This window comes from Flavitalea plasmicola, from assembly GCF_030546645.1.
Lineage (GTDB): Bacteria > Bacteroidota > Bacteroidia > Chitinophagales > Chitinophagaceae > Puia.
In genome coordinates this window covers 437,414-458,975 of the sequence record NZ_JAUOTO010000007.1, presented here as the reverse complement: position 1 = coordinate 458,975, position 21,562 = coordinate 437,414, and the positions used below count along the sequence as shown (strand labels likewise).

The following is a 21,562-nucleotide window of genomic DNA, read 5'->3' as shown; positions in this document are numbered from 1 at the left end:
AGGAGATTATGAAGGGAATAAGGTTATTCGTCATTGGTATAATGATATTTGGTACATCCCGGGCGCAGCGGACGGATCATTTCCTGGAGGGGTTGCTGCAAGGCCAGGCTTCTCCGCAGCTGAGGACGATATTAGCGCACCCCGATTCTTTCCGGTACCAGCTTATCTATACACAGATAGACCGGGACGCCCATAACCGGCCACGGTTTCACAGCTATTACTACCGGGTGGACCCATTGGAATATTTTAACCCTGCCAGCACAGTGAAAATGCCGCTTGCCTTCCTTGCCCTGGAAAAAATGAACAATCTTCGAAGCCATGGCATCGACAAGTATAGTCCAATGCTGACGGATAGCGCTTTCAGCGGTCAGCATCCCGTATCCACCGATACCAGCGCGGCTGACGGACGGCCATCTCTGGCGCAGTATATCAAAAAGATCTTTCTTGTCAGCGACAATGATGCGTACAACCGGCTGTATGAATTCTTAGGTCAGCAATACCTGAATGAGCGGCTGTGGCAGATGGGGTATCCCCGTATACGGATCACCCGCCGCTTTGTACCGATGACGGAGGAGGAGAACCGGCATACCAATCCTGTGCGGTTCATGCGGAATGACAGTGTCGCGTATGAGCAGCCGCCTGCTGAAAGTAAAGCAAGGTTCGATTTCAGCCGGCAGGTCTTCATCGGCCATGCTCACCTGGACCGTAACGATTCGCTGGTCCATACGCCCATGGATTTCACCCGGCACAATAATGTGCCCCTGGAAGATGAACAAAGCCTCCTGCAGTCTATATTATTTCCGGAGTCGGTGCCGCCGGCAAAACGGTTTCACCTGACTGCGGAGGATTACGCCTTTCTCTATCGCTATATGTCGCAATACCCTTCGGAGGAGCGGCATCCCCGTTATGACACGGCGGAATACTTCGACAGTTACACGAAGTTCTTCTTTTTCAAGGCGGGCAGGACGCCCATTCCGGGATATATCCGGGTCTTCAACAAGCCGGGCTGGTCGTACGGCTTCCTGACGGATGTGGCCTATATCGTTGATTTTAAGAATAAAGTGGAGTTCATGCTCAGCGGCGTGATCTATGTCAACCGGGACGGCGTTTTGAATGATGATAAATACGAATATGACGAGACGGGCTATCCATTTTTCAGGGAGGTAGGGGAAATCATTTATAGGTATGAACTGGGGCGGAAAAGGAGGCATAGGCCGGATCTCGGCAAATTCAGGCTCTCCTATGCCCCGGAGCGTTGATTGGATGGTTCTTCGTACCTTTGCTGCTTATAACAGGCGAACCATGAAATTCGAAAAGATCCACAATAAAGGGCAGGCTCAGCTGTTCAGGAATCAATATCTGGAAATGCTTACCAAGACGCATCCTTTGGTAATCTGGGGAATGTATATTCCCATTATCAGCTATTTCCTGTATTACAGCTGGGACACGCTGAATAATTCGCTCCCGAGGGTCGCCCTGATCTTTTTGGGAGGGATGTTTTTCTGGACCTTCTTTGAGTACCTGATGCACCGCTGGGCGTTTCATATGGTGGCGGAGAGCGAGCGGGCGAAGAAGTTCATCTATGTCCTGCATGGCAACCACCATCATTTTCCCCGGGATAAAGAACGGCTGTTCATGCCGCCGGTGCCCAGCCTGATCATTGCCTCGGCCCTGTTCGGCCTGCAGTACCTGATCATGGGCACCAATGTATTTATGTTCTGGCCAGGCTTTATTCTCGGATATCTTCTTTATGGCAGCATGCACTATGCCATCCATGCCTGGAATCCTCCTTTCAAATGGATGAAGCCGCTCTGGCGCAATCACCATTTACATCATTACAAGGATGAAAACAAAGGTTTTGGGGTAAGCAGCACGATCTGGGACCGGGTCTTCGGCACCATGTTCGATCTGAAGAAAGAGAAAGAGGATAAAGAGAAAGTAAAAGAGCTGATGTACTAAGTCACCACCTGTCTTCTTCCGGAATATCATTATTTTTTTTACTGAACTGCTTTCGGGTGAGGATCTTTTGCTCCATCCTTTGTATGATCAGTCCGGCGATGATCTTACCGGCGTCTTCCCCTTTGTGATGTTGCAATAAATAACGAAGCCTTGGCTCTTCGATGTCGACGCGGTACAGCAGCTGCACCAGTGCGCCGAAATCGTCCCTGATCAGTGCATTGAGCTTTTCGGCCAGCAAGGCTGTGACTTCTTCCCGGCTGAGGTTTGCTGCCAGTTCCAAACCATAGGTCTGGCGAAGATCCTGCATCCATTCCTTTTGCTGTGTGTTATCGGCCTCCATAGGATAAGCAAGTTAATCATTATTGCTGCATCTTCCCTGCCTCCTGACTATTTTAGAAAGTCTGTTTCCCCTATTGCACCTGATCCCGTCCAATATATTGTATTGATCATTTTAATTTAAAAACATATGGGTATTCCTGTACGCCTCCGCATGCGTGTACCTCATCGTTCCCCGGGCTTATTGATCTGGCTGAGCCTGTTACTGGCGCCGGGTATCCTGTCCGCGCAAAATACCAAGCTCATTATCCAGGGGGGGACGACCTTCTCTGTGACCGGCAACAACCTGGTATTGAATAAAACCGACCTGAAATGCGACGGTGCATTGGATGCATCGAATGCAACGGTGTTGCTCATGGGCAGTAGCAATACGTCGATGGGCGGAACGGGTTCGCCCCTGATAAAAGCGTTGACGCTGAATACCTCTGCTGCAAGTACGCTGACCCTGAACACTTCCCTGCAGATCTCGAATGCCCTGAATTTCGAAAACGGTCTGATCGACCTGAACAACCATCAACTGCAATTGGCGGGAAACGGCGCCCTCCAGGGCGAGAGCGAGGCCAGCCATATTACGGGAGTCACAGGTGGAGCAGTGACTGTATCTGCTACTGGGGTAAACAATCCCAACCAGCTGAATGCGGGCAACCTTGGGGCTGTCCTGACCAGCGGGGCCAATCTTGGTAATCTTACGGTTAGCCGTAGCAGTAAGCCGGCGACGAACCCGGGCAATGGAAGCATTCACGGCATACAGCGGACATTCCTGATACAGCCGCAAAACAACACCGCCCTGAATGCCACGCTGCGATTCTATTACCTGAATGCAGAGCTGAATGGCGATGACCCTTCGACGCTGTCCCTGTGGAAGAGCAGCAATGGGGTCAACTGGATACAGATGGGGGCCGACAGCCGGAATGCCGCCGGCAAATATGTGGAGAAGACCGGGTTGACCGATCTAAGCTACTGGACCCTGACGGACCTGGTCAATCCGCTGCCCCTGGTGCTGCTTTCTTTCAAGGCCTCCTGCGAGGACAGCTATACGCAGATTCAGTGGCAAACGGGCGTCGAGGCAGATGTGGATCATTTCGAGATAGAGAGGAGCACGGATGCGGTGGCCTGGACCACGCTGGGCAAACTGGCTGCAACCAACAATCCCAGCGGCGCGGCTTACAGTTATAAAGACCCGGACCGGAAATCCAGTGTATTCTACCGGCTGAAGATCATAGACAGGTCCGGCAGCTACGGTTATTCTCCCGTGTTCGAGGGGGGGTGCTCGGATATTACGCTGCCATTCTCCGTGTATCCCAATCCCGTACAGTCGGAGGCGGTGGCCCAGGTGGCTGTCAGGGAGGCTTCCCGGGCAACTATCCGGCTATTCAGCATCAGCGGGCAGCTGCTGCTCGGCGCTTCATGGGACCTGCAGCCGGGGATCAACCATTATGTATTGCCTGTCTCGCAACTGGCGGCAGGCACTTATGTGGTGGAGGTACGAATGAATAATGTCTCGCTGCAAACGAAGATCACCAAACAATAAATCAAATACCGCATTAACCTTAAATCTACGAATATGACACAAATCAAGGGATCCCTCCTATCCCTCCTGGCCTTGTTATTGGCGGGGCAGGTTGCCTTACGGGCACAGGTAGCGATCAACACCGACGCAAGCTCACCGGATGCCAGCGCGATGCTGGATGTCAAAAGCACCACGAAAGGGGTGCTGGCGCCCAGGGTAACTACGGCACAGCGTACTGCTTTTGTCTCACCTGCGGATGGGTTGTGGGTCTATGACACGGACACCAAAAGCTTTTGGTATTACAAGACAGGAACGGGCTGGCAGCAGATACCGAACAGCGCCGGTGCGTTGGCCCTGCCTTATTCAGCTACGCTCAATTCTGTCTCCACGTTGTTTGGCCTTACCAATACGGGGAGTGGGATGGCGATAAGCGGATCGAGCACGGGAGGTACGGGCATGTACGGCTCGACCGGCGTCCTCAGCGGGGCCGGCCTGTTAGCTGACAATACCGCCGGAGGGGAGGCTGTGACGGGGAGGACCAGCAGCGGCAGCGGCATTCCTACGGGGGCCGTTGTAGGACGCAATGACGGTCCCGGCTATGGCGTGAGCGGCTTTGTCGCAACGGATAATTCGGGCAACGGCATCGGGGTGATTGGACGGGTAGGCATCAGCGGTAGCACGGGCATTGCCGGTCATTTCGAAAACCTGAATGCCAGCAATGCGGGGACGGCGTTAGAGGTCGTGACCAATGGTACGGGCAAAGGGGCCACGGTGGTCAATACGAACAATGCCAATACTTCGAACATCCTGCATGTGACGTCCAATGGCCCGGGTGTGATCGCCGATCACTCGCAAGGCAATGCAGGGAATTTCTTCATGAACAACACCAGTGGCGTAGGGGCCGGTGTCCGGGGAGAAGTGAATTCCATCTTCGGCAACAACGGCACGGCCGGCGTATATGGGGTGTCTTCCGGCACCGGCGGGTATGGCGGTTATTTCGAGCACAGCAATGCATCGGGGTTTGGGATGGCATTGTATGCCGCCACAGCGGGGCAGGGTGTTGTGGGACATTTCGAGACTTTGCCGTCCGCCAATACACAAACGACCCTGGAAGCCATCACCAATGGCACGGGCCATGGATTGACGGTGGCCAATACCAACACTGCGAATGCATCCAACATATTGCATGTGACGAGCAACGGCCCGGGCGTGATCGCGGATCATTCGCAAGGCAATGCGGGGAATTTCTTCATGAACAACACCAGTGGCGTTGGCGCCGGTGTCCGGGGGGAAGTGAATTCCATCTTCGGCAACAACGGCACGGCGGGGGTTTATGGGGTGTCTTCCGGCACCGGCGGCTATGGCGGTTACTTCGAGCATTCGGAGACGACGGGTTATGGGATGGCCCTGTATGCTACGACCGCGGGGCTGGGTACTGTGGGGTATTTCGAGAATCAGCAGTCCTCCAATGGACAGCCGACCCTGGTAGCCATCACCAATGGCACGGGCTCCGGATTAAGCGTAGCCAATAGCAATTCTTCGAACACATCGAATATATTGAATGTGACAAGCAATGGCCCCGGGGTGATCGCGGATCATTCGCAAGGTAATGCGGGGAATTTCTTTATGAACAACACCAGCGGCGTAGGGGCCGGTGTCCGGGGGGAAGTGAACTCCATCTTCGGCAACAATGGTACGGCCGGGGTATACGGGGTGGCTTCCGGGACCGGCGGATATGCCGGTTACTTCGAGCATTCTGAGCCAACGGGTTTTGGGATTACCCTCCAGGTGGTCAGCTTCGATCAGGGTACGGCAATGGTCGTGGACCATGAAGGCTCCGGTAACCTGGCCATCTTCCAGAAAAGCGGCGCTAATAAGGCCCGCATAGACAATACGGGCAAAGGGTTCTTCGACGGAGGTACACAGAACTCCGGCGCCGACCTGGCCGAAGCCTTCGACGTGGAGGGAGCCTATGCGGACTATGAGCCGGGAGATGTATTGCTCATCTCTACTACTACCGACAGGACCGTGGTCAGATCGAACGAGGCCTATTCTCCCCTGGTGGCGGGCGTCTATGCCACTAAACCGGGTGTGCTGCTGACGGAAGAGTCTGTCACCAGCACTCTGGCGGGTAAGGTCCCTATGGGCGTGGTAGGCGTGATCCCCACGAAAGTGTGTGATGAGAACGGCCCTATTCGCCGGGGGGATATCCTGGTGACTTCCTCGAGGCAGGGCTACGCCATGAAAGCCGACCTGGACAAGGTGAAACCAGGAGAGGCCATCGGCAAGGCCCTGGAAGCATTCGATGGCGCTGCCGGAAAGATCAGGGTATTGGTCAATGTGAAGTGAACAAAGGGCTTTTGTTAATAACGTTCAAATAGAATAGTCATGAAAATCATATTACTCCAGCTTTGTATCGCCTGCATCGCGTTTACCGCGCAGGCACAGGAAACGAATAAACCCCAGCTGCCGCCTGTGCGAACCAGTGATCCTGTGCGACGGCTTGAGGTCGTGCGGACTGCCATCCCGTTGAAAGGCGGGGACCATGCGCAGCAACCAAAGACGGTGCAGCCGGAGGCGGTGCAACCAAAGGCGACGCGCATGGAGGCGGTGCAGACAGTGGCAGTGCCTGTTCGTAAGGCGGATGCGGCTCCTGCCGCTTCTTCCGCCGGAGGGACACAGGATAAGGCGACGAAAGGGAAGGCAGACGTCACGCTGCCATCTTCCCTGTCGGGCAAACAGGCCCGGGAGCAACAGCAGCAGGCTGCCCAACAGCCGCCCGCAGCGGGGGCACCCAAACCATAGGCTCAGAATTTTTCCGCCAGCCCAATGGCCTTTTCGAGGAATTCGTCCCTGCCTTCCCGGATGCCCTGGATGGTGCGTTGCACCGGCACGTCGGGTGTGATGCCTTTCAGGTGATGTTTGCCGCCGTTGTGGTCTTTCACCAGCATTCCTGTCCAGGAGATGCGGTAACCTCCAGGCAAGGTAAAGGGATTGATATTGCCATTGGTGCCGGCCGTGGGTTGTCCTACGATGGTGGCCAGGTGAAAGTCTTTGATAAAGCCCATATAGCTTTCCGCATAGCTGATGGCGCTGCCGTCCGTCAGGAAGAAGATCTTTCCCCCCAGGTGCGGTGATTGGGGGGTCATTTGCCAGCCTCCGCCTTTGTAGGAGACGTGCTGATAATCCGGATAGGTGATCTCGGGGATAAACATCCACTTCGTGTCCTCCGCCGTATCCAGCAGGTGATTGATCAGCTCGTGGTTACTATTGGGATATCCGCGCAGGTCGCAAATAATGGCTTTGGCCTGCGTGAGCTGCGGCATCCAGGCATTGATGGAATCCATCGGCGCTTTTTCGATGTCGATGTAAAAGATGCCGGGCCGGAGCCATCCGGAAGGGCGGTTAGCCTGGGCGCCATACCAGGTTTGCCAGTTGTTGGAGGTACGTACATTGACCGTATGGATGCCATCCGGTCGCTGGATGGTGAGGGTCAGGCTGCTATCCTGGCGACCGATGGGGAGTTCGGCGGCAATCCGGAATGCTCTCAGCTGCGGCGAGCCCGAAACGGTCTGATCGAGGTCCTTGAGATAGGCGGCTGCCGGCTGACCATTGTATGTAGTTACCACATCACCCGGGGAAATGGACGTGCGGAGATTGCTGTCCAGCACCTGCTCGATCAGGAGCTTGCTTTCGGCCTGGACGAAGGTAAGCGGTGCATATGCCCTTTGCACGGTGTCTCTCTGGAAACTGATATAGATGTGACCGTCGTTCAGCGGGGCGGTCATTAATTTAAGGGTTTGCACAAAATCGAATTGCGTCTTGTCCATTGCTGCTTTCCACAGGGCTTTATCCAGCAGCTGCTCCGGCGCGGCGGAGGCATCATCCCAATAGGCAAAGAAGTGGCGGAAAATGTTCCAGGCGATGACGATATCGCCTAACCGGACGGAGAGTGCGTCCCCGCTTACCGAAGCAGGAGCCGCGGCCTGGATGGCCTTTTGAAGGCGGGTAAGCGCAGCCGTATCGGCTGTTGGCCAGGAGTGCTCTTTGTTGCCATACAGGGCAAGGGGAACGTTGCAATCGATGCCGGAGACGAGGGAGGTATGTATCGATTCGCCCGGCCTGGGGTAATGGTCAAATAAGGGCTGGGCGACGGGCCTGTTTTGGAGGCTGGCGCCTTTCACACTGACGATGGAAAAGGCTTTGGCGCCATCCTGGGCATCCTTAGATTCTGTCGCGAATCGATAGCCTGCCAGGTTTTGGTTATAGCGCCATCCTTTGGCTGTCGGGTTGTCATTTTCGAAGCTGCCGTTCTCCAGAGGGACCTCTTTCCATTCTCCGGCTTCTTTTACGGAAAGTCTTATATGGTCTATCAGCAGCGAGCCTTTCCCGCTGAGGAAGGCGCCCATGAACAAAGTATCGGCATTCATATCCGCCTGGCCCGTGAAGCTGTATTCTTTCCATGTACCCGAGGTGGCGGGGCGGTTGTCCATGTTGTAGAAGTAAACCACCTGTCCTTTTTTTGCGATCCTCATCCAAAGGTGACCGGCGCCACCCCAGGTGGAGTCTACTTTCATCCATCCGCTGAGCCGGAATTCTTTTCCTTTGATACGGTCTGCGGAGAAAGTTTGCGAGACGGGAGCAAAACCCTGTACCGCTGCTATTTCCGGTGAAGGGCGATTGACCCGGATGCTTTTATAAACGCTGTTGCTGCTGAGCGCCACGCCCAAATGCTGCCAGGCAATGGGCTTATAATTGTTTGTATCCGGGGGTGTAATGGAGGCGCTGGAAAATGGATCGCCTTGACCTGCTGCATATATGGCGATGGTGGGAGCAAAGGGATGGAACAATTCTTTTAAGGTGCTGATCAGGGCCTTGTCATCCTTTGCTGACATTACTATGCTGCTGCCATAGATGGCAAATTTGTCCCAATCCAGCTCCGCCCCTTCATCGGAGGGGTGGAAATAACGTGCGTAGCCATAGAGGCGGGTGAAGGCAGTAAGATTTTTTTGTTGTTGGTTTGTCATTTGGGCCGGCGACCATTGAGAAAGGAACAGGAGGGCCCATAAAATAAGGAAGGCTTGCTTCATAGTCAAGATTTAGAATTTTTCCATGACGCCCAGTCCGAATAAGGCAAAATCATATTTCACGGGATCGTCTGCGTCCAATGTAATTAAATAACCGGTAAGCTCCAAGGCTGCCTGCCAGTCCGTCTGCGTCCGGGTCATCAATCCGAAGCGGCGGGCTACCCTGGCAACATGAACGTCCAGGGGGCAGATGAGCTGGCTGGGGGAGATCCTTTTCCAGATGCCGAAGTCCACTCCCCTGTCGTCGTCGCGTACCATCCAGCGGAGGAACATATTCAGTCGTTTGCAGCTGGAGTTCTTCTCCGGCGTGGCGATGTGCTTGTAGGTACGGGGTGGGACCTGGTCCAGAGAGAAGAAATAATGATAGAAGCCGGAGAGGTGGTCGGGCGTATGGAGGAAGGCGTCTTCCAGGGAATCGTAATGGGTATAATGATGCCGGAAGAATTCGATGAAATACAGCAGGTCAGTGTCGTTAAAGGTGCGGTGCCGGAAGTTTAACAGTTTTGTTAAATCTTTTTCTTCGTGCTGTAAAATGAATTGATGGGGGGCATTATCCATCAGCTGCATCAGCTGTCGCGACTTGTTGATGATGGTCGTGCGATTGCCCCAGGAGAAGATGGCTGCGAAAAAACCGGAGATCTCGATGTCCGCCTGTTTGGTGAATGCCCGTGGGATGCTGATGGGGTCGCTGGCAATGAAAGATGGACGATTGTATTCATCCACCTTTCTATCCAGGAACGTGCGAAGATCTTGAGGTGTTGTCGTCATGTGGTCGTATCGTTACCCGATGGCTTTGCGGAGATCTTCTATCAGGTCGTCCGCGTCTTCGATGCCCACGCTGAGCCGGATCAGGGAATCGCTGAGCCCGTTCTTTATCCTTTCTTCACGGGGGATAGAAGCATGGGTCATGCTGGCGGGGTGATTGATCAGGGATTCCACGCCTCCCAGGCTTTCGGCAAGCGCAAAGAGGTGGGTGGAAGAAAGTACGCGGGTGGCTGTCGCCAGGCTGTCATCTTTCAAGGTGAAGCTCATCATGCCGCCGAAGCCCCGCATCTGGCGCCTGGCGATGTCATAGGCGGGATGGTCTTCGAATCCGCACCAGTACACCTGCCCTACCTTGGGGTGGCTGCGAAGGAAATGAGCGATCTTTTCACCATTATAACAATGCCGGTCCATGCGTACGTGCAGGGTCTTCAGGCCGCGCAGTACCAGGAAGCAATCCTGTGGGCCGGGGACGGCCCCGCAGCTTTTCTGGATGAAATATAATTTATCGCGGAGGCTGGTGTCATTCATTACCAGGCTGCCGTGAATGACATCGCTGTGTCCGCCCAGGTATTTGGTGGCGGAATGCAATACCAGGTCTGCTCCCAGGTCCAACGGGTTCTGCAGGTAAGGCGAAGCAAAGGTATTGTCCACGCAAAGCAGAATGGAATGTTGTTGGGCGATAGCGGCCACGGCGGCGATGTCGACGATATTCATCAGGGGGTTGGTCGGTGTTTCCGCCCAGATGAGACGGGTCTTTGGGGTGATGTACTGTTTGATATTCGCCGCATCCTGCATATTGACGAAGTGGAATTTGATCCCGGTGGGTTCGAATATTTTTGTGAACAGGCGGTAGGTGCCGCCGTACATATCATTGGCTGCGATGACTTCGTCTCCCGGCAGCAGCAATCGTAATACGGCATCCGTGGCTGCCACGCCACTGCTGAAGCAAAGGCCATGTTTCCCATTCTCTATCGCGGCCATGGCGGTCTCCAGCGCCTGGCGGGTGGGGTTCTGCGAGCGGGCATATTCATAGCCCTTGTGTTTGCCCGGGGCGGACTGTACATAGGTAGAGGTCTGGTAGATTGGGGTCATGATGGCGCCTGTGGAAGGATCGGGCTCCATGCCTGCATGGATGAGTTTGGTTGAAAGCTTCATTGGTGTGGTGTGATTTCTTGAATTTGTAAAGATACCGAAAACCACTAATCCGGTTTAACAAAAGCTTAACCCCGCGGGAGCAACATGACTTTTTACCGTTTCGTCCGATATTTCACAGGTTTCAAATCTTTTTTTACGGTGTTGGGTAACCTAAAGGAGAGTCCGGCATAATACGATGGGTAAAAACTTTATACCGAACGTAAAGTTTGGCTTGACTTGCGCGCTTTGGAACAATAGTTTTACGTTATTAATTGACTTATTCAATAAAAAATTTTAAAAATAACCATTTATGACACCGCGCGTATTCATCCAAAAGACCCTCTTCACCCTCGTCTGTTTTATGACGCTGACGGCTGGAGCCTTTGCTACTGATGGATTTACCATCAGCGAAAAAATACTTAATTCTTTCAAGAAAACCTTTCCTGACGCGCAGCAGGTGAAATGGCTGGAGCAGGCGGACCGATATACCGTCAATTTTTCGGAGAACGGCGTCCTTACCAAGATCGATTATGACAAGGATGGGAACTTTATCAGCAGTCTCCGTTACTACAAGGAGAAGAACCTTCCCATCAACATCCTTTGCCGTCTGCAAAAGAAATACGCCGATAAAAAAGTATTTGGCGTTACCGAGATGACGACGGATGCGGCGGTGGAGTATTATATCAAGCTGGAGGATGATGAGAACTGGATCACTGTTAAATCGAATGCGGACGGGAATATGCAGGTCGTAGAGAAGTATAAAAAAGCTAACTAGTCAGGCACGCTGCCGTGACCAGGTATCGCCAATCGTTGTTTTCAGCCGCATGAGCATCCTGCGGCTGAATTTTTTTGTGCAATACAGCCGGGGCCAGGATCTTCGCCTTCACCAGCTGTCGCCGGGCCTCGTGGATATATTCCTGCAAGGCGGGGTGTTGCATCCAGGAGCGCTGTGGAGGTTCGTAACCTGTCTTATCTTTTCTCCAGACGATCTCTTTGGGCAAATCGTTCTCCATGCTGGTCCGTAGCAGCCATTTTGTCCACCCTTCCCTGATCTTGAAATGGGAAGGAAGGGAGAAGAGGAACTCAACCAGCTCATGGTCCAGGAAAGGCAGGCGCACTTCTACACCATGGGCCATGGAGCTGCGGTCCGCATAGCGCAGCAGCTCTTCCATTCCATTCATGAACGTGTTGTAATACAGTACACCGTTGAGGCGGTCGAAATGCGGGATGTCATAGTAAGAGAACCCGAATTGGCCGACGAAATCCCGGGAAAGGCCTTTGCTGCTGCGTTGTGCGGCTGTTCTTTTTTTCTTCAGGAAGATGCCTGCATAGACCGGGAGGTTGGCGGCCAGCCTGTTACGCCAGGTCCACCGGTCGTCTACTCCGGATTCCCTGGCTGCCTCCAATTCCAGGACGAAGGCTTTCTTGTCATTCCGATACAGCTCCTGCCAGTACCAGTGATAATATTTATGATAGCCGGCCAGGAGCTCGTCGGCTCCCTGGCCGTCCAGTAAAACTTTTACGCCGTGGCTGCCTGCCAGCCCGAATACTTTGAACTGGGCATAGACACTGGAGGAAAGGAACGGCTCTTCCTGGTGGTAGACCAGCTTTTCAAAGTCTTTTACCAGGTCTGTGGCGCAGGGTTCTATCGTGTGGCTGTCGATGGGAAATCGTTCGCTAACGAGCCGGATGAAGCCGGACTCGTCCTTTTCGTAGCCGGGAAAGATGGCTGAAAATGTCTGCAGCCGGCGGGGATGTCCTTTTTGGGCGAAGAGGCTGGCTACGACGGACGAGCTGTCCAGGCCACCGCTGAGGCTGGTGCCCAGCGGCACGTCGCATCTCATCCTGCGCCGGATAGAGGCGGACAGAAGGCCTGTAAACTGTCTGATGGCGTCATCTTCCCCTGGAGAGTAGCTGTCGCCTATCCTGATGTCCCAGTAAAGGGAAGTGGTAAGCTGACCGGAATCGGCCTGATACACCAGAAAACTCCTCGCAGGCAGCTTGCAAATGCCGTTGTAAAAAGTTTCGAAGCCATTGGCGGGGTTCTGGGTATAGCCGATGGTGATGAAGTTGAATATCAGCTTTCTATTGCTTTCCTTTTTTACACCGGCGGCCCAGAGCGCTTTCATCTCGCTGGCGAACAGGAATTGGGTGGCATCCTTAAAATAGAAGAGGGGCTTTTCGCCGAAGCGGTCCCTGGCGGCAAATAACTTTCTTTCGCGCTCGTCCCAGATGGCGAAGGCAAACATGCCGTCGAAGTACTGCAGGCATTCAGAGCCATAATGATCATAGGCCGCCAGGATCACTTCTGTATCAGATGCTGAAGTAAAATGATAGCCTTTGGATTGCAGCAGGCTTCTTAGCTCAAGATAATTATAGATCTCCCCGTTGTGCAGGATGGTATAGCGGTCCAGGTAATGCATGGGCTGCGCGGCTGCGGGGCTGAGATCGATGATCGCCAGCCTGCGATGACCAAGACCTACCTGGCCTGAAGGGTTGATCCAGGCGTCCTCTCCATCCGGGCCGCGATGGGCGATGGCGTCCGTCATTTTCTTCAAGCGCTGCCGGCTGATGTTTGCCGGGTCGGGGGATAAGATGCCTGCGATACCGCACATATTACCAGCTAATGGGGAGTTTTACCAGCACATCATCCCAGTTGATGATGAGCAAGGCGCCCTTTTTAGCTTTTTCAAATTCCATGGAGAAGGCTTCTGCTATTTCAGGCTGCTTTTCCACCGCGACAGTGGTGCGCAGCACGTCTTTGGCCATGTCATAGCGAAAGGCTCCCCAGGTGTCTGTTTCCTTATTCAGGATGATGGTCCATTTGTCCGTATCCACGAGAGCGTAGATCGTGTAGCGGCCTTTCTTTACTTTTTTATTATCGATCTTAACGTCCTGAAAAAATTCAATTTCCGTGGCCTCGTTGGCGCCCAGGCGCCATACTTTGCCATATTCTACCAGGTCGCCGAACAGGTGGCGCCCGTTTTTCTGGGGGCGGCTGTAAATAGCCCGGGCAATGAGGGGGCCGGGGGTCTTATCCTGGATCTTCAGGACGGGATAGTCCACCGGGAAGTAGCACATGTCCATGGGTGATTTGTCCAGGGAGGCGGGTTTGGTTTGGGCATCGGCGTGGTCGAGGCCCATTATCAGGACGGCGGCGAGGACTACATTACGAAGGTTCATAGACATCAATTGATTTATGTATGGCAAAATTATTCAATTTTTCCCACCTAATGGAATAGTGGAGACGGCCGTCAGCTGACTAAAAGCAAAATCCTTAAGCGACGGAAAAAAACGGCTATAACAATCTTTCAGGCTTTCGTATTGTGTTTCGAAGAGCTGAAAGGCCTTTTTTGGGTCGGGCATATGGGTAGCGCGGCGGGCCAGGCCATGGAAGCTGTTGTAGATGCCTTCCCGGGAGCGGTAATGGTAAAGCCAGTTCTGGGACCTCATATAGGGGAAAAGGCGGGCAAAGCGGTCGGGGAACAGGTCCTGACGGCTGGCGAGCTGCTCATAGGTCCTGCCGGTGAAGGCCTCCAGGCTGGCGGGATCGGGGAATTGAGCAGGGTCGTTGGCAAGGAAATGATCGTATACGACATCGATCAGCGGACCGGCATACAGACCATAATCGGCCCTGAAATAGCTTTTGGCTTCACTGGTAATGGGATGCGTGTCGGTGAAAGTGTCGATGGACCGGTGGAGGGCAATGCCGTGGCCTATGGTGACTGGGTAGTCCAGCTTTTTTTTCCCTTTTACAAAGTCACTGATCAGGTTGCCTACTGCTATGTCGGGTATATCGAAGGACAGGTATGCATGTGCCAGATAATTCACAAACACAATTTACTGAATTTCTTTTTGGTGGGACCAACCACCGTTCCTATGGTTTAACAAGATGGTGGCGGATTTTATATTTTTATTAAGAAACCGGCGCTAATGCAGGACTGCAAAGGGTTTCAGGGGTTGTTAAAAATATTCTCCGAAGGACTGTTCACAATTCCTTCATATAGGACGCCGCTCGTGTAGATTGTATTGCAGATGGAGTGTAACCTTTCTAGCTTTGCCTCGTCAAAGGATGTGAGACATTTGATATCGCTCTTTAAAATAAAGAAAAAAAGCAGAAAAAATTTTTGAGGCAGCTGCAACATCGGAGAAAAGGCTGCGTCTTATATGTAGCGTACCGCATGTACCGAAGATGGATACCCCGGGAAAGAACCATCTTCGACAAAAGCAGAGCAGGCTACACGTTCTATACAGGAGGAAATCAAAACAAATTTTAAAAAAATTATAAAAAGAAGAAAAATGAACAAGATTATTTTATCCATCGCTACCGTGCTTATGATGGGACTTAGCGCTTTCGCCAACGGGACTGATGAAACAGATGTAAACCAACTGGCAGTAAAATCTTTTCACAAGGATTTCGGCAACGCAAAAAATATCAGGTGGGAACAGAAGACAGGCTATGTAAAAGTAGAGTTCACCATGAACGACCAGGTACTCTATGCTTACTATAACAATGACGGTCAGATGACGGCCGTTGTCCGCAACATCGTATCCGACCAGCTGCCTATCAGCCTGCTCACGCCATTGAAAAGGGACTATACGGGTTTTTGGATCTCCGATCTTTTTGAGATCGCGGCAGACGAGCAGACGACCTATTATGTGACGCTGGAGAACGCGGACAAGAAGATCGTATTGCGCAGCAACGGGATCGATAGCTGGGAGGTATATTCCAAGACGAAGAAGACAGCGGAACAATAATACACCTATATATACGAACACGAGCTTTATCGTTTGATTTTTAGTTGGACAAAGGCCGGGCAGAAATATCTGTTCGGCTTTTTGTTGTGCGCCTGCACCGGAAAAGCCTGGAATTTAGCGCCCCGTTGATCTTTCAGGCTATTGTCGTATCTTTAAAGACACGACTTTCACTAAAACAGGACGATTAAACCGATGACATGAAACAAAAATTTCTACTTGTCGATGACGACTATGAGGATGCGCATATATTCAGGGAGACATTGGAAAATGTTGACCCGGATATACTTTGTTATTATGCCTTACATGGCCAGGATGCATGGGACAAACTGGAAAGCCAGGAGATCGCCATTCCCGATATCGTTTTCCTGGACATGAAAATGCCTGTCATGAATGGCAGGGAGTTTCTTGAGCTGCTGCGGAACGACGAACGATATGAAAGCATCCCGGTGATCATTTATTCCGATCTTAAGCCGGATGCCTCCTTACTGGCTTATTCCGAAGTTTATCATTATCCGAAGGCGCAGGGTCTGGAAGCATTGAAAAGTATGTTGCGGGAGGCGATGCTTCTGTCCGGGAAAAAAGCTCAGCGGCCGCCGGTGTGTTGAACGCGTGGAAAAGGGGCAGGAAATTTTTCTATGAATTATGATGAAGAAAGCCGGGGATAAAATAAACCGCCCTAGGAATAAGGCGGTTTGTAATGCTATTTTTAACTCAACATGCTAATGTTGGCTAAGGCTTCTCGCCCCCACATACCAGGGGGATTTGGCTACTACTATCAAAGCCCATTACCCTAAACCTTATTCTTTAGACCTGTAAAGTATAATTTCCTATAGAATCCGCCGTAGAATTATGTCTAGGTATAATGTTTTATTCCAATGGAACAAGAAAAAATAAAAGATTTCAGGGCATCTTCTTAGGCGCTCGTATAGAGATAGTATTATAACAAAAATTCATTTTCCCGTTGCACGGCGGATGGCATATTATAAGAAATAAGTGTTATTTTCACAGCATCTATCACCTGACTGCTACTATCCTCTCCTTCCGTCTACTCTTTAAGCCCAATCTATGAACAAGTTAAAAAAACTCTGGAGCTCCCTTGTCTATGCGGGATCTGAAGGACTTGCTGATCACGACTCCAAGCGCGGCATTTGTATTGGCGTAAATCTTATGAGTCTTTGGATCGCGCTGATCAACCTCACTGTCGGATTGCTTTTTTTCATTATGAGCGGCAAACCCCTCGTCCTTTTGGGAAGCTATCTGGAAGCCGCCCTGATCGGCTCGCTGGTATGGATGAATTACCGCAGGTGGTACGATGCCGCCAATATAGGGTTCTACCTGATCCTCAATGCCGCTACTTTTTATTTCAGCAGCCTGATAGGCAAGGCGGTAGAAGCGCAGCTGATGATCGTCTTCCTGATTGGGAGCGTACTCTTCATTTTCGAGAAGATGGCCATACGTGCATTTTGTATCGCGGTGACGATAATGGTATTGGTGCTGCTGGAGATGAACTTCAAGTATGAGTTCGTCAAACCTATCCAGGTGAGCGAGTCATTGAGGTATTTTATGCGGTGGGGTTCTTACGGGGTGATCATTTTCCTGGTGATCCTTATTTTTTATCTGTATGCCAGGAATAATAACCGGCTATTAAACAGGCTGAAGGACTATTCAGGCCAGATCGAGATCAACCTGGAGAAGGAGGAAAAGGAGAACAGGATGAAGACGATCTTTATCAGTAATGCCTATCACGAAGTGCGGGGGTCATTTTTTGGCGTCTTTGTCATCATCCAGATCCTCAGCGAGATGGAGAGTGTTGAGAAGCTGCAGGATTGGAAAAAGCTGATATACAACCTCCGGTCGGCCTGTGAAAACCTGAAAATGGTGCTGAACAATATCCTGGAATATTCCAAGTATTCTTCCGGGATCCATGACCAGGTGTATCCGGAACCGATCAATGTCCGGCTGTTGATACGCAACCTGGTGGATATCGGGCAGTATTCCGCGTCGGAAAAGAAAGTGCATATCCATCTCCATGTGTCGGAAGATATTCCTGAGTTTGTCGATTGCGACCGTTTGAAAATTACCCAGATCGCCACCAATATCATCAGCAATGCGATCAAGTTCACCCGGAAGGAGAGCGAAGTGTTTGTCCGGATCGAAAAAGAGGGCAGCTACTGGAAGATCAATGTGGAAGACGCGGGAGAGGGGATGAACAGTGAAAAGCTGGACCGGTTGTTCGAACAGCCTTTCGTGACGGAAAAGAGCACTGACCAGAACAGGGAGGGGGTAGGCCTTGGATTGCATATCACGCGGCAATTGGTAGAGACACTGAAGGGTAAGATCACTGTCAGCAGCAGCAAAGGAGTGGGGACCAGCATTACTGTTTATATACCGCTGGCGGCGCCGGTGGAAAGGGCCCTGCCCCGCCTGGATAAGCTATTTGTTAATTCTTAGTTTGGGCTATACGGAAACTTATACGAGCGGTGTAAGTAATTGTTTAAGTGTTAAATTCGAACACAAATAAAACCTTATCACTATGCACCTCTACACGATACCGGGGCTGTATTGCCCGTTCTCGTCGACCATCCATCCCGCCATCAATGAAATTGAAGCACATACACAGCAATGGCTCCTCGACTTTAAGCTGATCAGCTCCTATGAGATGCTGACGCAGTATAAACAGCAGCGATTTGCTTCCATGATCGCCCGAAGCTATCCATATGGGGAGTATGTCGATCTTTGTGCCTGGTGCGATCTGAATACTTTATTATTTATTGTGGACGATCAGCTGGACGAGCAGGATATTATAAAAGACAAGCGGGCTTTCCTGCAGTTTGAAAGCGACTTTTTGGAAGTGCTGCAAACCAATAAGATCTGTTCGCTGGAAAAGGACGGTCCCATCCTTACGGCATTGAGCGATTTCTGGCGGCGGATGCTCCTGCGCTCTGGAACGGGCTGGCAGGAAAAGTTCATCCAGGGGATCAAGGATATGTTTGCGGGCGGCATGTGGCAGTTAAGGCATATCATGGATGGCAGGACGCCTGACCTGAATGAATACATCGGCATCCGGCAATACCTGGGGGCGGCCAATCTGGCCACGGATTCGCTGGAAGTGACGGGGAGGATCAACCTGAGCGAAGAAATATACAGGATGCCCCTGGTAACCAAGCTGACGGAGATCTGCCGCAACGCCATTTGTTTTGCCAATGACCTTTTTTCGCTGAGTAAGGAGGTAGCGCAGTCGAACGGCGCCGAATTCAATCTGGTGACCATTTTGAAAAGAAAACACTCCCTCAGCATGGAGAAGGCCATCAGTGAGGCGGCGCGGGTGCATGACAATACGGTCCATGAATTCGTCGATCTGTCAGGAAGGGCGTATATATATGATAAAGAAACTAACTTTATGCTGCATAAATATGTCCATGCCCTTGAATACCTGATGAAAGGAAATATAGATTGGAGCACCAGGGAGACGACCCGGTATCCGCACATTTATCTGAATTAAGTATGGCAAAGCCGAATATTCTACTTGCAGACGATCATAGTATCACCCGAAGAGGACTGAAGCTGCTGTTTGAGCTGTATTTCGGCTACCCGGATATGGGTGAAGTATCCAGCTGCGGCGAGCTGATGAAAGAGCTTTCCAAAAAAACGTATTCTCACCTGGTGCTGGATATCATCCTCTCGGATGGCAGCAGCCTGGAAGTTTTGCCGGCCATCCAGAAGTTGTACCCCGAACTGCGGATCATGATATTTTCCATGCAGCCTGCCGGGATCTATGCCAAGGCGTTGCGGCAATACGGCATCTATCATTATGTGAGCAAAACGATCCATGAGGATGAAACCATTAAACTATTGCGCCGCTTTCTTCAAAATGATCCTCCCGCACCGGATCATGGCGAGTTATCGGGATTCAATAATCCATTCTCCGACTTCACCCCCCGGGAGCTGGAAATACTGCACTATATGCTGAAAGGCACCGGCACCAACGAGATCGCCAGCGCCCTGAACCTGAAATGGAATACGATCTCCACTGTAAAGAACCGGATCTTCGAGAAGACGAATACAGGCAATGTCATTGAATTGAAAGACCTTGCCACCTTATATAAGGTGAATTGATGTTTCAGGATGGCCTGACCAGGCAGATGTCTTTTTGCACTTTAAGATAACGCGTAGGCGAAAGGCCCAGGTAATGCCTGAAGTCATGGATCAACTGAGATTGATCGTAGTAGCCACAGTCATGGATGATGTCGAACCAATCCACTTTTTTATGGCCTGCTGAGATCTGCCGGCCGACCAGCTCCAGGGCTTTCAGAAAACGTTCATAGCGGGTGAGCTCTTTCACGCTGTATCCCAGGCGCTGACGGTGTTTCAATTGTATATTCCTTTTTGTCTGACCAGACCGGCCTGCCATCTCCTTCACGGGACTGCCCTGGATATTCTCTTTCCGCATTTCATCGAGCTGCGCTATCAATGCATCCTGCGGCCGTACATAGGGGCGGGCAAATGCAAGGATACGGCTGATCCTTTCATCCATGGAGGTCATTGGTCTCAATGTTTCCCAGAGCTCCGCAAAACAATTGTCCCGCAGCAGATCATCGGGGTCGGACGGTCGCAGCTCCTGTAGGGCCTTTCCGAAAAAGCGAAAGAACCCGTCCGACCGGAAGTTGACCACCAGCATTTCGGCACCGGGCGGCAGGGTGTAATGTAAGGGTTGTTTTACAGGTCCCAGGATGCTGACCTTATTGATCAGCAGGGTTCGGTGAGGGGAGGTGGTCAGCGCCAGGGGAGCTCCGAAACTGCATACCAGGATGGTCTGGAAGGAAGGGACCAGGATCTTGTGTATAGGTTCTCCGGTGTGATTTTCCGCCACATAAAAGTGGGAGAATACTTCAGCAAACTCGTCAGGGGCGGCGATGCTCCGGGTGAGATATGCATTTTTGCCATCGTCCATTCCGGCAATGTAGTGAAATTCGGGGATCAGGAGAAAAGCGGGGCATAGTCGCGTGCAAAGCTTTTAAAATCGCGGGGAGGATGAGCTGTCACGGCCTCTACAGAAGGGCTGACGGCTGCGGCTTCTCCTCTTGCGTAGTGCGCATAGTCTTCGATCACCCCTTCCGCCTGCCATTGGGGGAAGCCGGCTGACAGCAGGGATTGTTGCATTTGCTCCGGGGTGACATCAATGTAATGCACGGGCTTTTCAAGGACGGCGGAGAGATGGGCAGCCAGCTCTTCGTGGGTGAGGGCTTGAGGACCCGTGATATCATAGGTTTTATACTCGTGTCCTTTATCCAGGAGCGCTGCTGCAGCCATGGCGGCGATGTCCCGGATATCCACCAGGCTGATGCGTGCATTGCCTGCGGCGGCGAAGAATTTTCCCTGCTGTGCAATGAAACCGCGAAAGCCCAGCAGACCTTGCATATAGAGGTTAGGCCGGAGAAAGGTGTAGGCCATGCCGGCATCCTTTATCCTTTGTTCGACCGCGGCATGATAGCGGAGGAAACGGACGGGTGAATCCGGCCTGGCATGGAGCTGGGATAGCTTTACGATGTGTTGTATCCCTGCGGTGGCGGCGATGTCCACGAAGGAGGATTGCAGCTGTTCCGCCTGCTCCGAGGAATTGGTGAGCAGGAAGGCTTTTTCGATACCCTGCAAAGCCTGGCGGACACTTTCGGGGTCACCCAGATCGCCTTGTATGATCTCAGCCTCCGCGGGGAAGGCGTTTGTTTTATCTGAGGTTCGTACCAGGGCTCTGAACGGGATGTGTTTTGCGGAGAGCTGTTTTACGAGTTCGGAACCTACGCTGCCGGTGGCGCCTGTGATCAGGATCTTTGTCTGTGTCATGAATGTTAAATTTTGTCACACAAAGTTCCATCATATGCTGCCGGGAAAATTGTAAGAAAGCGAAGGGGGGGCAGAGCGGCAAAAAAACGTTAGTTTTGCCCCCTTAACCGAACGGGATCGATCCCGGTATTCATCAAGCGGGACAGGGTCCCGCTGGCCGAAAGGCCCATCA

Annotated in this window: 20 protein-coding genes; 11 read left to right on the top strand and 9 right to left on the bottom strand. The window is 52.0% G+C overall.

From position 1 onward, the window contains the following. Positions 1 to 8: 8 nt before the first annotated feature. Positions 9 to 1,259, top strand: a complete 1,251-nt coding sequence (locus tag Q4E93_RS27240) for a serine hydrolase (RefSeq protein WP_303590787.1) — start codon at positions 9 to 11, stop codon at positions 1,257 to 1,259. Positions 1,260 to 1,302: 43 nt separating this feature from the next. Continuing rightward, the gene (locus Q4E93_RS27235) at positions 1,303 to 1,959 is read left to right on the top strand and encodes a sterol desaturase family protein (protein WP_303590785.1); all 657 of its coding nucleotides are present in this window, start codon (positions 1,303 to 1,305) and stop codon (positions 1,957 to 1,959) included. Between the two features lies 1 nt (position 1,960). On the opposite strand, the gene Q4E93_RS27230 is transcribed toward Q4E93_RS27235, so the two are convergent. Next, a complete protein-coding gene (locus Q4E93_RS27230; RefSeq protein WP_303590783.1) occupies positions 1,961 to 2,299 on the bottom strand; it encodes a hypothetical protein in 339 nt (112 codons plus the stop codon). Between the two features lie 126 nt (positions 2,300 to 2,425). Between Q4E93_RS27230 and Q4E93_RS27225 the strand changes: the two genes are divergently transcribed. From Q4E93_RS27225 to Q4E93_RS27215, 3 genes are read left to right on the top strand one after another with little or no spacing between them, the layout of a single operon-like run. After that, positions 2,426 to 3,826 (top strand): T9SS type A sorting domain-containing protein, encoded by a 1,401-nt coding sequence (locus Q4E93_RS27225; protein WP_303590781.1) that lies wholly within the window; start codon positions 2,426 to 2,428, stop codon positions 3,824 to 3,826. A gap of 33 nt (positions 3,827 to 3,859) precedes the next feature. Then, positions 3,860 to 6,154 carry a beta strand repeat-containing protein gene (locus Q4E93_RS27220; protein ID WP_303590779.1) on the top strand — a complete coding sequence of 765 codons (2,295 nt, stop codon included), beginning with the start codon at positions 3,860 to 3,862 and terminating at the stop codon, positions 6,152 to 6,154. A gap of 39 nt (positions 6,155 to 6,193) precedes the next feature. After that, entirely contained in the window at positions 6,194 to 6,610 is a 417-nt protein-coding gene (locus Q4E93_RS27215) for a hypothetical protein (RefSeq protein WP_303590777.1), read from the top strand. A 2-nt stretch (positions 6,611 to 6,612) separates the two neighbouring features. On the opposite strand, the gene Q4E93_RS27210 is transcribed toward Q4E93_RS27215, so the two are convergent. Genes Q4E93_RS27210 through Q4E93_RS27200 form a run of 3 tightly spaced genes read right to left on the bottom strand, consistent with a single transcriptional unit; the run spans position 6,613 to position 10,857 of the window. After that, positions 6,613 to 8,895: a S41 family peptidase gene (locus Q4E93_RS27210; RefSeq protein ID WP_303590776.1), complete on the bottom strand. Its 2,283-nt coding sequence runs from the start codon at positions 8,893 to 8,895 to the stop codon at positions 6,613 to 6,615. 9 nt (positions 8,896 to 8,904) lie between these two features. Then, positions 8,905 to 9,660 (bottom strand): TIGR02757 family protein, encoded by a 756-nt coding sequence (locus Q4E93_RS27205; protein WP_303590774.1) that lies wholly within the window; start codon positions 9,658 to 9,660, stop codon positions 8,905 to 8,907. Positions 9,661 to 9,672: 12 nt separating this feature from the next. Beyond that, on the bottom strand, positions 9,673 to 10,857 hold the full coding sequence (locus Q4E93_RS27200; RefSeq protein ID WP_317505200.1) for a cystathionine gamma-synthase: 1,185 nt from the start codon (positions 10,855 to 10,857) through the stop codon (positions 9,673 to 9,675). Between the two features lie 244 nt (positions 10,858 to 11,101). Here Q4E93_RS27200 and Q4E93_RS27195 point away from each other — a divergent pair, with 244 nt between their 5' ends. Then, positions 11,102 to 11,566 carry a hypothetical protein gene (locus Q4E93_RS27195; protein ID WP_303590772.1) on the top strand — a complete coding sequence of 155 codons (465 nt, stop codon included), beginning with the start codon at positions 11,102 to 11,104 and terminating at the stop codon, positions 11,564 to 11,566. Here the strand turns inward: Q4E93_RS27195 and asnB are convergent. From asnB to Q4E93_RS27180, 3 genes are read right to left on the bottom strand one after another with little or no spacing between them, the layout of a single operon-like run. Then, the gene (gene asnB / locus Q4E93_RS27190) at positions 11,559 to 13,406 is read right to left on the bottom strand and encodes an asparagine synthase (glutamine-hydrolyzing) (RefSeq protein ID WP_303590770.1); all 1,848 of its coding nucleotides are present in this window, start codon (positions 13,404 to 13,406) and stop codon (positions 11,559 to 11,561) included. The genes Q4E93_RS27195 and asnB overlap by 8 nt on opposite strands. A gap of 1 nt (position 13,407) precedes the next feature. Next, the gene (locus Q4E93_RS27185; protein WP_303590768.1) at positions 13,408 to 13,974 is read right to left on the bottom strand and encodes a DUF2911 domain-containing protein; all 567 of its coding nucleotides are present in this window, start codon (positions 13,972 to 13,974) and stop codon (positions 13,408 to 13,410) included. 33 nt (positions 13,975 to 14,007) lie between these two features. Then, a complete protein-coding gene (locus tag Q4E93_RS27180) occupies positions 14,008 to 14,622 on the bottom strand; it encodes an acyl carrier protein phosphodiesterase (protein ID WP_303590766.1) in 615 nt (204 codons plus the stop codon). A 468-nt stretch (positions 14,623 to 15,090) separates the two neighbouring features. Between Q4E93_RS27180 and Q4E93_RS27175 the strand changes: the two genes are divergently transcribed. From Q4E93_RS27175 to Q4E93_RS27155, 5 genes are all read left to right on the top strand, one after another. After that, a complete protein-coding gene (locus tag Q4E93_RS27175; RefSeq protein WP_303590764.1) occupies positions 15,091 to 15,549 on the top strand; it encodes a hypothetical protein in 459 nt (152 codons plus the stop codon). A gap of 197 nt (positions 15,550 to 15,746) precedes the next feature. Continuing rightward, a complete protein-coding gene (locus tag Q4E93_RS27170) occupies positions 15,747 to 16,154 on the top strand; it encodes a response regulator (RefSeq protein ID WP_303590762.1) in 408 nt (135 codons plus the stop codon). A gap of 460 nt (positions 16,155 to 16,614) precedes the next feature. Continuing rightward, the gene (locus Q4E93_RS27165) at positions 16,615 to 18,000 is read left to right on the top strand and encodes a sensor histidine kinase (protein ID WP_303590761.1); all 1,386 of its coding nucleotides are present in this window, start codon (positions 16,615 to 16,617) and stop codon (positions 17,998 to 18,000) included. A gap of 82 nt (positions 18,001 to 18,082) precedes the next feature. Further along, positions 18,083 to 19,051, top strand: a complete 969-nt coding sequence (locus Q4E93_RS27160; protein WP_303590760.1) for a terpene synthase family protein — start codon at positions 18,083 to 18,085, stop codon at positions 19,049 to 19,051. Between the two features lie 2 nt (positions 19,052 to 19,053). Continuing rightward, positions 19,054 to 19,665 carry a response regulator gene (locus tag Q4E93_RS27155; RefSeq protein ID WP_303590758.1) on the top strand — a complete coding sequence of 204 codons (612 nt, stop codon included), beginning with the start codon at positions 19,054 to 19,056 and terminating at the stop codon, positions 19,663 to 19,665. Between the two features lie 4 nt (positions 19,666 to 19,669). Here Q4E93_RS27155 and Q4E93_RS27150 read toward each other — a convergent pair whose 3' ends face one another. Together Q4E93_RS27150 and Q4E93_RS27145 are read right to left on the bottom strand one after the other, a co-directional pair. Further along, the gene (locus tag Q4E93_RS27150; RefSeq protein WP_303590756.1) at positions 19,670 to 20,500 is read right to left on the bottom strand and encodes an AraC family transcriptional regulator; all 831 of its coding nucleotides are present in this window, start codon (positions 20,498 to 20,500) and stop codon (positions 19,670 to 19,672) included. A gap of 26 nt (positions 20,501 to 20,526) precedes the next feature. After that, positions 20,527 to 21,390 carry an SDR family oxidoreductase gene (locus tag Q4E93_RS27145; RefSeq protein WP_303590755.1) on the bottom strand — a complete coding sequence of 288 codons (864 nt, stop codon included), beginning with the start codon at positions 21,388 to 21,390 and terminating at the stop codon, positions 20,527 to 20,529. Between the last annotated feature and the right edge of the window lie 172 nt (positions 21,391 to 21,562).